General features: G+C 34.3%; 7 protein-coding genes. 5 read left to right on the forward strand and 2 right to left on the reverse strand.

The genetic code is table 11. The features are described from left to right. Positions 1-224 precede the first annotated feature (224 nt). A complete protein-coding gene (locus tag J4T76_RS08645; protein ID WP_267340507.1) occupies positions 225-1,793 on the forward strand; it encodes an alpha-L-rhamnosidase-related protein in 1,569 nt (522 codons plus the stop codon). A gap of 26 nt (positions 1,794-1,819) precedes the next feature. Further along, a complete protein-coding gene (locus tag J4T76_RS08650) occupies positions 1,820-3,172 on the forward strand; it encodes an MFS transporter (protein ID WP_267340506.1) in 1,353 nt (450 codons plus the stop codon). 619 nt (positions 3,173-3,791) lie between these two features. On the opposite strand, the gene J4T76_RS08655 is transcribed toward J4T76_RS08650, so the two are convergent. Beyond that, the gene (locus J4T76_RS08655) at positions 3,792-5,216 is read right to left on the reverse strand and encodes a sodium:proton antiporter (protein ID WP_267355658.1); all 1,425 of its coding nucleotides are present in this window, start codon (positions 5,214-5,216) and stop codon (positions 3,792-3,794) included. A 668-nt stretch (positions 5,217-5,884) separates the two neighbouring features. Between J4T76_RS08655 and rlmF the strand changes: the two genes are divergently transcribed. From rlmF to dld, 3 genes are all read left to right on the forward strand, one after another. Beyond that, positions 5,885-6,847, forward strand: coding sequence for a 23S rRNA (adenine(1618)-N(6))-methyltransferase RlmF (gene rlmF / locus J4T76_RS08660; protein WP_267355660.1), 963 nt, complete (start codon positions 5,885-5,887; stop codon positions 6,845-6,847). A 335-nt stretch (positions 6,848-7,182) separates the two neighbouring features. Then, positions 7,183-8,724 carry a hypothetical protein gene (locus tag J4T76_RS08665; RefSeq protein WP_267340502.1) on the forward strand — a complete coding sequence of 514 codons (1,542 nt, stop codon included), beginning with the start codon at positions 7,183-7,185 and terminating at the stop codon, positions 8,722-8,724. A gap of 160 nt (positions 8,725-8,884) precedes the next feature. Next, positions 8,885-10,582, forward strand: coding sequence for a D-lactate dehydrogenase (dld, locus tag J4T76_RS08670; protein ID WP_267340501.1), 1,698 nt, complete (start codon positions 8,885-8,887; stop codon positions 10,580-10,582). 238 nt (positions 10,583-10,820) lie between these two features. Here dld and mutS read toward each other — a convergent pair whose 3' ends face one another. Continuing rightward, positions 10,821-13,379: a DNA mismatch repair protein MutS gene (gene mutS / locus J4T76_RS08675; RefSeq protein WP_267340499.1), complete on the reverse strand. Its 2,559-nt coding sequence runs from the start codon at positions 13,377-13,379 to the stop codon at positions 10,821-10,823. Between the last annotated feature and the right edge of the window lie 605 nt (positions 13,380-13,984).

The raw sequence follows: 13,984 nt of genomic DNA on the forward strand, positions 1-13,984 counted from the left end.
GAATTAAAAAATGTGTAGCATCAATGATTGTTTACGTCACTTTCACTCCTCACACAATAATGTAATTAACATTCTGTTTAAAAGTAATAATTCTAAAAATGTGAACTGACTCTTAATGATCTTTTTACTAATGCCATTTATACCGCTAATGTGGCAATATCAAAGTAGCTGTCTTAAGTAACTCATAGCTATACTCCTAAATAGAGATTTTTAAGGAGAATACTATGGCACAAGCGATACAAAAAAATGATGATATTGTTATGATTCGGGACATAAAGTTCATTGCTAAAGCCGAAAATTTAATACCAACAATCCATCAAACAATTATTAAAGCGCAAAATATCATTACATTAGTTAATGACTCACAAGCAATTCATGGATGGTCGTCTAAGGTAATTAGTCCTGCCACTATTTATTTCAATCAAAGTTTTCAAACTGGTGAAAGTTTTATTATTGATTTTGGTCAACATGGAGTTGGGTATTTATCTTTTTTGTGTGATGCGGTAGGAAGTCCTCCCGATGCACCTGCACATATCAAGTTTTCGTTTGCTGAAACTTTATGTGAGCTTGCCGAGCCATTCAGTCAATATCAAGGATGGTTGAGTAAAAGTTGGTTACAAGAACATGACGAGTACATTGATGTACTACCAGCCCAAATAACCTTAGGAAGACGTTACTGTTTTCGATATTTGAAAATTGATATTGTTTCATTATCACCTAAATACAATTTAGCGTTTAAAGACATTGAGTTTAAAACAGTAAGTTCAGCGCCTGAGCACTGTATTGAGTGCCAAACACAAGATCTTCAATTAGCTAAAATTGATCAAGTGTCCGTCCATACACTGCGAAACTGTATGCAAGAGGTGTTTGAAGATGGACCTAAACGAGATCGACGATTATGGTTAGGAGATCTACGACTTCAAGCTTTAGTCAACAATGTTACTTTTAAACAACATGAACTTGTCCGCCGTTGCTTATATCTGTTTGCAAGTCATAGACGAGAGGATGGTATGGTTTCGGCTAATATTTTTGTAAAACCACAAATTATTGCTGATGATACTTTCTTATTTGATTATTCGTTGTTTTATATTGATGTCTTATATGACTATTTCATAGCAACTCAAGATCACACCACTGTTAAAGAATTGTGGCCAGTAGCTTTACAACAGATTAATATCGCGCTTAAACGTTGTGATCAATATGGACTTGTGGTCGATAGTGATGACTGGTGGTCATTTATTGATTGGCATGAAAAACTAAATAAACAAGGTGCTTCACAAGGTGTTTTAATCTATTGTTTAGACAAAGCGATACAGCTTTCTCAAACCTTTCAACCAGAGATATCCGCAAATTTACAACAAAATTTGGATTTTGTAAAACACGCGGCTGACAAATTATGGGATGAAAAATCCGGATTTTACATAAGTGGTGTACAACGTCAAATCAGCTATGCAACGCAAATTTGGATGATTCTTGCTGATGTAGGGGATCTCAAACATCAGCGAAAATTGATGAATAGTTTGCAATTAACCCCTCCTGATATCGGTATGAATACACCTTACTTACGCCACCACTATATTTTAGCTTTATTAAAAGTTGGTATGACCAAAGAGGCGATAGACGAAATTAAAGCCTATTGGGGAAAAATGGTTGCATATGGCGCTGATACGTTTTGGGAACTGTTTGATCCTAACGATCCCAACTATTCACCTTACGGAAGCAGAATCATTAACAGTTATTGTCATGCATGGAGCTGTACGCCTGCTTGGTTTATTCGTCAATACTCTCTTTAATCAATTTAATTAAAGGATTTAAAATTATGCATTCAATATTTAAACTTTGGCAACAACGAATTGGTTATGGAATTGCTGATTTGTCTTGTAACTTAGTATGGCAGTTAATTTCATTATATCTTATGTATTTTTATACTGATGTAATGGAGCTACCAGCTTACTATGTGGGTATTATGTTTTTAGTTACACGATTAATTGATGGTGTTGCTGACGTATTAATGGGACTTATCATTGATAATACATCGACTCGTTGGGGTCGGTGTCGTCCATGGTTATTAATTGGTGCAATACCTTTTGGTATATTATGTGTATTGGTATTTTATGTGCCAGATTTTGGTACAACAGGTAAACTTATCTATGCATTTGTGACCTACTTGTGTCTGTCATTTGTCTACACCATTGTTAATATTCCCTTTAGTGCAATGTTACCGTTTTTAACTGCGGATTCTTTAGAACGTACGACATTATCCTCCGTACGAATTTTATTAGGATCATTAGGATCAACCATTGTTGCAGTGGCAACATTACCTTTAGTTGCAACATTAGGTAATGGCAATCAAATTCATGGTTTTTTATATACCGCAGTTATTTTTGGATGCATTGCAACCTTCTTTTTAATCGTCAGCTTTAAAAATGTTGAAGAAAAAATCACTATAATTCAAGATAAAATGACTCTTGCCCGTGCATGGCTAGGTCTAAAAGATAATACACCTTGGAAAGTTTTTGCTTTCAATATTTTTCTAATGTGGGGAGCGTTCTTTTTACAAACAGGAGCATTGGTCTATTTTTTTAATTATTATGTACAAAGCACAGAATTAACAGCAATTATTGCAGGTATATCAACCTTTGTACCATTACTTGGAACACTGACTGTTCCTTTGTTAGCCAATCGTCTTAAAAAACGCCATATTTACTTATTTGCTAGTACTATCAATTTGATTGGAATGGGGATTATGATGCTATCTGGTGTTAATCATCTTGGTTTGATTATAGGTGCCGTGATTTTATCAATTGGAGCCGGACAACGCTTAGCGATCTATTTTTCAATGCAAGCTGATCCCGTTGATTATGGAGTTTGGAAAACAGGTATTAATACTGCAGGTATCTTAACCTCTATTAATGGTTTTTTAGGTAAGGTGGCTATGGCGGGTGCTGGTGCAATTACTGGTGTTTTGCTCACTTCTGGTGGTTATATTGCTAATGCTGTGCAAATACCAAGTGCACTTTTTGTCATCAAGCTTTGCTATCTTTATCTACCAGGTATTTTAATTATCGCTTCCATGTTTTGGATCAGTAAGTTTTATAAACTTGATGACATTTATGAGTTTATTTGTAAAGAACTTGATGCCAAACGCTTAGATACTAATAAAGATAAATAACCGTAGTTCAGAGTATGCCTTTCCTTATAAAAGAAAGGGTTATGAAGTTAAAATTATAGTTGCAGTTTGTTATTGAAATTTGGTCCCAACACTAGTAGCAATTGGTATTTATTAAAACGTGAGTAAAAAAAAATCGATGTAAAAAATGATATGTTAATGGTCGTATCATAATTGTATTATACGGTAAGTGTGAATTAGACGATCACTATTAGACGGATTTTCTCAGTACAACTCTAGATTAATCTTAGCAAGAAATGGATTTCGATGATGACAAATCAATAAAGGAGCTTTGAAACTTATAATAAGTTTCCATTAAGGCAAGATCTCTTTATTTAATATTAAAATCAACCCACTAACAACTTATCCTCTTATAGTTTTGGTTTATATTTATATGATAAAAAAAAGCGTAAGCGAATTGGTGATACTTTAGAGTTGACAAAAATATCGGTAATCTGACTTTTCAAATTACTCTATAAAAAATGGAACAGCGTTTATTAGGGATAACACTTATCATGGATATAAAATAAGGATAGAAAAGCGGATTATTTACGTTTAAATGAATTAGATACTTTATTGTCTAAACGCATATTTTTAACTTTCTATCCATCATTCATTTTATCTAAAACAATACAAAAAAGATGAAATTGTTTATCCCAAAAATTGGGATTAATATAGCAATTGACCATTTCATATAACCAAAAAAGCTTGGCATTTTAATTTGGTGCTGTATTGCTATACTTTTAACCATAAAGTTAGGCGCATTTCCTATGTAACTAAGCGCCCCCATAAACACGGAACCCATTGATATGGCCAATAGTGTTTTTGCCATTGTGGTCATTAACGTCATGGCATCTCCTGATGCTAGATTGAAAAACACCAGATAAGTCGGAGCATTGTCTAAAAAGCCTGAAAGCAATCCTGCAAACCAAAAATACAGAGTATTGATTGGCTCAAGATGGTCATTGTTAACGAGTGTTACCATCGCCGCTAATGCCCCATTACTGCCTGATCGTAAAATTGTTAACACCGGTACAATTGTAATAAAAACACCAATAAACAATTTTCCAACTTCAATAATTGGATCCCAATTAAATTCATTATCAGCACGAATTTGCTTTGGTGTAATCAGGACAGAAGTAACAGTGATAATTAACAATAAAAGATCTCGCACTAAATCGGATAGGGCGATCGAAGTAGTAAAAATGGTGAATGTGATTGAAGATTGCCAAATCCCAGATATCAACACACATATAATAATAGCAAACAATAAAAAAATGTTTGTTATACCATAGAGTTTGAAGGGTTGAGTACTGGTAGTATTCATTTTTGACGATTGACCATATTGTATAAGAAAGTAATGATTATCGATAACATAGAAAATTATCAATAATAAAAATGTAGTCAATAACACTGGACAAAACATATGTTTAACGGTCCAAAAAAAATCAACTCCTTTTAAAAAACCAATGAATAATGGCGGATCACCTAATGGAGTTAATCCCCCCCCAATGTTGGCAACTAGAAAGATGAAAAAGATAATAATATGAACAGATTGATTACGGTGACGATTAGCCCTAATTAGAGGACGAATCATTAACATCGCCGCACCTGTTGTACCCATAATTGATGCTAAAGCAGTGCCAATTGCTAACAATATAACATTTAATTTTGGGGTACTAATAACATCACTTTTAATCAAAACCCCGCCAGATACGGTAAACAGGGCAAGTAGTAAAACGATAAAAGGGATATACTCCTCTAATATTGCATGAGAAGTTAGATTGATGGTGGTTTGCATGCCGAATGAAAAAATGGCAGAAACCATAAACAGTGTTGTCCAAAAAATAATAATTTTACCATAATGATAGTGCCACAATCGTACTAAAAATAGTGGGCATAATGCAATTGATAGCAAAATTCCAATAAATGGTACAGCCCAAACCAAGCTCAACTGATCACCGTTAAAGTCGGAAGCATAGAGATCAAAAGGGATAAATAACAATAAGATAAATGAGGATGGAAAGAATTTTAATGGAATTCTCATGGCATTTCCGTTTGAATTAAAAGTTTGAAATTATAACAAATAAGAACTTTTTTTCTAATGGAATGTATTAAAGTCATGTTTAATGTCATAATAACTAGATTTAATCAACACTAAATGAAATTACCCTTTTAAATTTATGTGTATTAACACTTAGTTCTCCACGAGCTACGGACAATAAGCATTAATCACCGTATCAGCAAAACAGTAAAAAATAATGCGCTTCAAATAGCTAAAATAGACGTAGCGGTGAATAAACAGTGAGTCATATTAGATCCTATCGCTGATGGAAAAGCAACCAAACACATCAATACAAATGTGGCTAATGAATTTAGTGACGAGTACAAACCAGCCAGTTTTGCAATCAAGAATTCTAATCCAATTTATTGGATGACAAAATAAATTCTGTGGATAAAATGGCGATGGTATCGATACTACTAAACCATTTTGGACTAATTTTTACCCATGCGAAATAGTATTACAATAATATCAACGTTTTAATCGATATCAGCAAAATCTTAGGGGAAGAATTATTTTATGTCATTATCCGTAGAAATTTCTACTTAAGTGTAAACAGCTTATTTAAAATAAGCTAAGTTAAGCGTTTTTTACTTTTCCTTATTCTATGTAAAACCTTTATAATAGGCGGTCTTTTTAATGTTGGATAAAACATGCAAGAACAGTCAAACTCAGTTAATAAAACTGCTTTACATCAACGTAATAAACATCGGCATGGATATGATTTTTTGACTCTATGCCAGACATTACCTGATTTCACAACGTACGTTAAAACGAATCAATACAATAAGTTATCTATCGATTTTGCTGATCCAATGGCAGTTAAATTGCTAAATAAAGCACTTTTATTACATTATTATCAACTCAGCAACTGGGATATTCCCAATGATTATCTTTGCCCTCCAATTCCAGGGCGAGCAGATTATCTTCATTATCTAGCTGATTTACTCGCTCATGATAACGAAGATAAGATTCCTTTAGGTAAACAGATCCGTGTTCTTGATATCGGTGTAGGAGCAAATGTAATTTATCCGATTATTGGTCGAGCTGAATATGATTGGTCATTTGTGGGTAGTGATATCAACCCAATGGCCATTAATGTCGCAAAGCTTATTGTTCAATCTAATCCATTATTAAATGGTTTTATTGATTGTCGATTACAGAGTAATACCTCTGCAATTTTTAAACAGATTATAAAGCCAAAAGAATTTTATATGTTAACTATGTGCAATCCACCTTTTCATGATTCGGCACAAGCAGCAAAGGCTAGTAATCAAACTAAACTCAAAAATTTAGGTAAATTACGATATTCAAAATCTAATCCTGTTCTCAATTTTGGTGGTCAGCAGGCTGAACTATGGTGCAAAGGTGGTGAAAGTGCTTTTATCACTAATATGATCAAAGAAAGTACACAATACAAATACCAATGCTTATGGTTTACTTCGTTGGTTTCTAAAAAAGAGTCATTGAAGGTACTAAATAAGCAATTAATTACAGTTAAACCTGCTGAGGTGAAAATTATTTCAATGGCACAAGGGCAAAAAAAGAGTCGTTTTATTGCATGGAGTTTTTTCCATCGAGATAGAAGGCAAAATATTGTCAAAAAATTTTCTTAGACACTTATTTTTAAAATATTTATTTAAATCAATTTATTATGTTATTTGTTTTAGTCAAAATTATTTTGAATAGTAATAATATTTTTATGAATAGATGTTTTTATAAGTCTAGTATGTAATAAAATGTCATACGGAAACATGTAATTTTTATGTAAATAATTATATACAGTTAATTAATATTGTTATTAAACTATTTTGTTTATTGTTTAATCTATTTTTTTTGATAAAAAGTCATTTATACTTATTTCAGTTTTATATTTTGTATCGAAATTGAGTTTTAGTTTTTAGATAGTCATTATCACGAATAAATTAAGCAGTTTCAAAGGAGATACAATATGTCTGAAGTAGTCTTCTGTAAATATAATCTTTTTTTTTTAATACATATTAATCAATTTTGTCGTTCTCATTTTATTGTCAAATTATTTTCAATAATTGTTGTTTATTTTTTATTTTTGTTTAGTAATCTAGTCAATGCACTATCCGCATCGACTGAAAGTATTATTTATGGTCATGCACCTTATTTAACTTTTGACGGTGGTAAAACTAAAGCGGTCAGTGTTGAAGGTTTACTGGGTTTACAGCTATCTGATGGTCGAAGCTTTATTGCTTCTGGCAGTCAAAGTGATTTATATCCTCATGCTATCATAGATAATTCAAGCCAAGAATCACCCATTGATTTGTTGAGTAATAATGATACTTTTTTGAGCATTAAAACCTTGGTACCGTTAGTCAATAATAGTAGCTATCCAAGTATTTCATTGAGTAATCTTATTGCATCTTCTGATAATTATTGGGGAGATGAAGATGGTGATGTTTCACCAAATGCAACTGGTAATTTGATGGTTAAGTGGTTAGATGCAAATAATAACGATATTACTACGCAAGTAAAAAATAATCCTAATGCCCAGTTAACAGCATGCGATTCCCCTTATAAATTAACGATTACTTCTAATGGTGGTCAATTATCTACTCAATATGGTATACCTAATGTGACGCATTTTAATGGTGCTAAGCATACGTATTATCTTAATCGTAAAATTGATACTCCGTATGTATGTTACATTCAACCAAATGTTTGGTATGATGGACGCCATTATCCTGATTCAGATGGTCCTGATTGGATCAGAAGCCGAGGATTTAAAGTGCAAGATACCAGTAACCCTGATCGCAATTTTCCCACGACAGGTTTAAATGGGCTTCATTTTTATTTGGTGTTAGGCGGGGTTACACCTGAACAAGTCATAGCTGCTAATGCCCAAAATGGTCAAATTGTTTATCCTGTTAACGGTGGGAATAAAGTCACCATTTCATTAAAATCCGAACAAACACCAGGTTGGGATAATTCACCAAAGGTGCTGGCATTAAAAGTGGTTTTAAATGGACCTAATGAAAATTCCACTGATACTTCATTTAGCCCAGTTCTATTTAAAATCTATGCAGACAATGAACACCAACAATTATTATACAGTTTTAATATTGATAGATGGTATATCGCTAGTTCAAATGATGCATCATCTAAGGGTGATGTACAACGCTTTTGTGATAATCTGAGTAATGGTTATCGATTCCCTAAAGTAAATGATTTGACCAATGCTAATGGCAAAGGTTGGCATGGCGGAATTAATGGACACAATATTAATAATTATCGTCGACAAATTAGCTATAAAGATGAAAGTGGTAAATGGATTGGTGGTATTTTTAATGAATGGGGATCTTCTTATCAACTTTATTATCCAACAAGTGATTGGCATACTTCAACGCAATCCTACTATTGGGCATTATCCGATGATGCCAGCATACAATATGCGGTTGGTTCTGATGCCGGTGATATCGATTCAGATTCTACAGCAAATAAAATGGTTTGCGTTAATCCTTAATAAGAAGAAATAACTATAAAAAATAATCTTAACATTTATTCAATTAAATAAAACTATTTTAAAGGATTTGATTGAATAGCACATTATGTATCTTTTCTACCTGATTGAGCGATTATAAAATAATCGGTACTCACATAAAAAATAAGTAGGTAAGATAAAAATGAACGGAAATGAAAAAACAGCGTTAATTGAACAACTGCAAACCATTGTTGGAAAAAAATACACTTTAACAAATCCTAATCGGACTTTGCCTTATCGTCAAGGTATTCGTTTTGGTGAAGGTGATGCATTAGCTGTTGTATTACCTGGAACATTAGTAGAGCAATGGCAAATATTAAAAGTTTGTATTGCCGCTGATGTTATTGTTATTACACAATCAGCAAATACTGGCTTAACGGGTGGTTCGACCCCAGATGGTAATGATTATGATAGACCCATTGTAATCGTGAGTACTCGTCGTTTAGAAGGTATTCAAATTATTGAAAATGGTGAGCAAGTCGTATGTTTACCAGGAAGTACATTATTTCGTTTGGAAAAAGAGTTAAAAAAATATAATCGAGGACCGCATTCAGTTATTGGATCATCATGTATCGGTGCATCTGTTATGGGCGGTATATGCAATAATTCTGGTGGGTCCCTAATTCAACGTGGTCCTGCCTATACACAAATGGCTGTTTTTGCACAATTAGATGCACAAGGTCAATTACATCTTGTTAACCACTTAGGCATTGAACTGGGTGATGACCCAGAAACCATTTTACAGAATCTAGAAAATCATACCTATACTGAAAATGACATTAATCGCGATGCGGGTTTAGGTCACGATCATCATTATTGTGATCATGTTCGTGAAGTTGATGCCGATACTCCTGCACGTTTTAATGCCGATCCAGCTCGCCATTATGAAGCTTCGGGTAGTGCCGGACGCTTAATGGTTTTTGCCGTACGTCTTGATACATTTCCATTAGAGAAAAAATCAGAGGTATTTTATATTGGTACCAATGATATAAACGAGTTAAATGATATTCGCCGTCATATTTTAAGTCAGTTTAAAACATTACCGGTATCAGGCGAATATATGCATCGAGTCGCATTTGATATTGCTGCGGTTTATGGCAAACCGACTTTTTTGGCTATCCAAAAATTAGGAACCGATACCATACCTCGCCTTTTCGCTTTTAAAAACTTTGTTGATCGTGTTACAGGTAAAATTCCATTTTTTCCAAAAAACTTTTCTGATCATTTTTCTATTTTTGTCTCTAAATTTTTACCTAATCACTTACCGAAAACCATCCGTGACTACCGTGATCGTTATGAACATCATTTAATTTTAAAAATGGCAGATGATGGTATTGCCGAAGCTGAAGCATTTTTAAGAGATTATTTCCAAAATAAAAACGGAAATTATTTTTTGTGTAATGCTAAAGAAGCCGAAGCGGCAATGTTACATCGTTTTGCTGCAGCAGGTGCTGCCACATCTTATCGAAATATCCATAGTAAAACAGTGGAAAACATTGTGGCATTAGATATTGCCCTACGTCGTAATGATACAGATTGGTTTGAAACCTTGCCAAAAGACATTGATCAAAACTTTATCTATAAAATGTATTATGGGCATTTTTTCTGTTATGTCTTTCATCAAGACTATATTGCTAAAACAGGCACAGATTGTGATGAAGTGAAGGAACAAATTTTGGCTTTACTTGATCAGCGTGGGGCACAATACCCAGCAGAACATAATGTTGGGCATCTGTATCACGCTAATGCCGATTTGAAAAAATTCTATCAAGAACTTGATCCGACTAATAGTCTAAATCCTGGTATTGGTAAAACTTCTAAGAAAAAATATTGGAAATAATCTTATTTAGGAAACTGTTAGTTGAAATAGGCTGGCGAAGCTTAGATGGAGATAATTTAACGCTCACAGAACAACTTTAGTTGTTTTAACGAGCAGTGTAGCCGATCACTAATATTAATATTTTGATTAATCATTAAGATAATTATTGATTATTCTGTGATGATTAAGGAAGTTAGTTGAAAAAGATAGATAAACAAAAAAGGGCACAAAGCCCTTTGTAATTTAGGAGGTATTGGTTTCACAGCATTTGCTTTAATTGATACAACATTTCTAATGCTTGTTTTGGTGTTAAGGCATCAGGATCGATCTGTTTAAGCGCTTGTTCAATTTCAGAAGGTTCACTTTCCGTCACAAAGCTAAGCTGCGATTGGTCAACATGGCTCTTTGCCGCTTGTTTCGAAATGACTTCGAGCTCTTTTAGCTTTTGTTTGGCGCGTTTTAATACTTGTTTTGGTACGCCAGCTAATCCGGCTACCGCAATACCAAAACTTTTACTGGCAGCACCTTCAGATACTTCGTGGATAAAGGCAACTGTATTGTCATGTTCAATGGCATCAAAATGAATATTATAAACGCCTTGCATATGTTCAGGTAGTTGCGTTAACTCAAAGTAATGGGTAGCAAAAAGTGTCATCGCCTTGATTTGGTTTGCTAAGTTTTCAGCACATGCCCAAGCTAAGGACAATCCGTCATAAGTCGATGTACCACGTCCAATCTCGTCCATTAGCACAAGGCTTTGTTCAGTGGCGTTATGCATTATGTTAGCGGTTTCAGTCATTTCGACCATAAATGTTGAACGCCCCGACGCTAAATCGTCAGAGGCACCAATTCGGGTAAAGATGCGATCAACCGGTCCAATAATGGTTTTTGATGCGGGCACAAAACTACCTATGTAGCTCAGTAAAACAATTAATGCAGCTTGGCGCATATACGTGCTTTTACCACCCATATTAGGACCGGTGATAATGAGCAATCTTTTATCAGGTGAAAGCCGTAATGAGTTAGCAATAAATGGCGTTTGTAAAACTTGTTCAATAACAATATGGCGACCATTAATAATTTCAATACCTGCTTTTTCAGAAAATGTAGGGCATTGATAATTGAGTGTTAAAGCTCGTTCAGCTAAATTCGTTAAGACATCAAGTTCAGCGATAGCATCGGCACTGAGTAGCATATCGACAAGCTGTGGCATAAGTAAATCAAATAATTGATCATACAACTGTTTTTCAAGTGCTAGTGCACGACCTTTTGAGGTGAGGACTTTATCCTCATACTCCTTAAGCTCTGGAATAATGTACCGTTCAACATTTTTGAGTGTTTGGCGTCGGGTATAGTGAATTGGTGCTAAATGGCTTTGTCCTCGACTAATTTGAATATAGTAGCCGTGTACAGCATTAAATCCGACTTTTAGTGTGTCTATACCTAAAGTTTCACGTTCGCGAATTTCCAGTTGTTCCAGATAATTCGTTGCACCATCTGCAAGATTGCGTAGCTCGTCAAGTTCGGCATTGTAACCACTGGCAATGACGCCTCCATCACGAATAATGATAGGTGGTGTCTGGACAATTGCTCGCGTTAAAATAGATGCAATATGATCAAATTGATTGATTTTAGCTCGCAAAGCAATTAAAGCTGGCGTATTCATTTGGCTTAATAACTGTTGCATTTGAGGCAGTAAGTTATAAGCATCACGCAAACGGGCAAAATCACGTGGACGAGCTGTTCGTAGTGCAAGCCGTGCTAAAATACGCTCAAGGTCGCCAATGAGTTTTAATAATGGCTGAATATCATCAATATGATTTTGTAATTCACTGATTGCTTGTTGACGGTGTTGTAATAAATTTACGTCACGAATTGGGGCATGTAACCAGCGTTTTAACATGCGACTACCCATTGGGGTTTGGGTTTTATCTAAAATTTCAGCCACTGTATTTTGTGTGCCACCCGATAAATTTTCAGTGATTTCTAGGTTTCGCCGCGTTGCTGCGTCGAGTACCACAAAGTCGAAAGCTGATTGTTTGATGATTGAACGAATATGAGGTAGCGCGGTGCGCTGCGTATCTTTCACATATTGCAGTAAACAGCCAGCTGCACTGAGTGCATAAAGGCAATCTTCCACGCCAAATCCGACTAAATCATTGGTACCAAATTGTAAATTAAGCTGTTGTTTGGCGGTTTCAAGGTCAAAATCCCAAATTTGGCGACGTCTTAAACCGTTGCGATGTTCGATCAAAGCCATTGATTGAAACTCTTCAGGATAAAGCAGTTCAACTGGATTTGTACGTTGCAATTCAGCTTGAATTGATTCGTAACTATCTGTTTCAAAGATAAAAAATCGTCCAGAACTTATATCGAGTGTGGCATAACCATAGTGGTTTTTTGATTGCCATATTGATGCTAATAAATTATCTTTACGATCTTCTAATAATAATTCATCACTCACGGTACCAGGTGTTACGATACGAACAATTTTTCGCTCCACCGGACCTTTAGTTGTCGCAGGATCCCCGATTTGCTCACAAATCGCAACCGATTCACCAAGAGAAATTAATTTAGCCAAATAGCTTTCAACAGCATGATAAGGTACGCCGGCCATCGGAATCGGCTCGCCATTAGAAGAACCACGTTTAGTTAACGAAATATCTAAAAGTTGCGAGCCACGCTTAGCGTCATCATAAAACATCTCATAAAAATCGCCCATACGATAAAACAGTAGAATGTCGGGATTTTCAGCTTTTAACTTAAGATACTGTCGCATCATTGGTGTGTGGTTATCAAAATTATCTTCACTATTCATGGTGGTATTTCTTTTTTTAAAATTCAATAGATTACTGTCTTACACTATCTAATTTTTACAACATCCATGATTTTGCTATTTCATGGTAGGTAACTGCAATAATGTTTAAAATTGTTATATAAACTAAGATTTAAACAATAAAACTTTATATAATTTATATGCATATTAAATCATAGATAATATGCGTTTATTATAACCTATTATTTAAAGGGTTTGTATGAAATTAAAAGTAGAGACAGTAATGATTCAATGTTTTCTTGGTTTGATCTTGTTAGGCAATGGTCAGCGTATCGTTGTGATTTTTAGCTGTTAAATAATTGTTTAGTCAATTTACAATTTGTGTACTCGAAAAATACACTAAGTTATCTTCATTTAATCCTTCAATCTTCATAATCGATGAAACATAATGGTTTGTTTACTGATGTAAAAAATTAGGCGTCAATGTAAATAGTTATGTTATATAAACATCAATAAACGTTCGCATTGAAATTTAACAAGATGAAAGTGTTTAGAAAATATCTACAAATGATCTTACCGATTTATTTCGAATTCATCTTTACAATTTGACCTGAATAGCTGGACATAATTTTAAACAATGATGATTA

Source organism: Gilliamella sp. B3022 (assembly GCF_028751545.1).
Lineage (GTDB): Bacteria > Pseudomonadota > Gammaproteobacteria > Enterobacterales > Orbaceae > Gilliamella.

Excerpts from the sequence above, each read along its gene's own strand:
- J4T76_RS08645 (WP_267340507.1), top strand. The coding sequence starts at position 225 with ATGGCACAAGCGATACAAAAAAATGATGATATTGTTATGATTCGGGAC.
- J4T76_RS08650 (WP_267340506.1), top strand. The coding sequence starts at position 1,820 with ATGCATTCAATATTTAAACTTTGGCAACAACGAATTGGTTATGGAATT.
- J4T76_RS08655 (WP_267355658.1), bottom strand. The coding sequence starts at position 5,216 with ATGAGAATTCCATTAAAATTCTTTCCATCCTCATTTATCTTATTGTTA.
- rlmF (WP_267355660.1), top strand. The coding sequence starts at position 5,885 with ATGCAAGAACAGTCAAACTCAGTTAATAAAACTGCTTTACATCAACGT.
- J4T76_RS08665 (WP_267340502.1), top strand. The coding sequence starts at position 7,183 with ATGTCTGAAGTAGTCTTCTGTAAATATAATCTTTTTTTTTTAATACAT.
- dld (WP_267340501.1), top strand. The coding sequence starts at position 8,885 with ATGAACGGAAATGAAAAAACAGCGTTAATTGAACAACTGCAAACCATT.
- mutS (WP_267340499.1), bottom strand. The coding sequence starts at position 13,379 with ATGAATAGTGAAGATAATTTTGATAACCACACACCAATGATGCGACAG.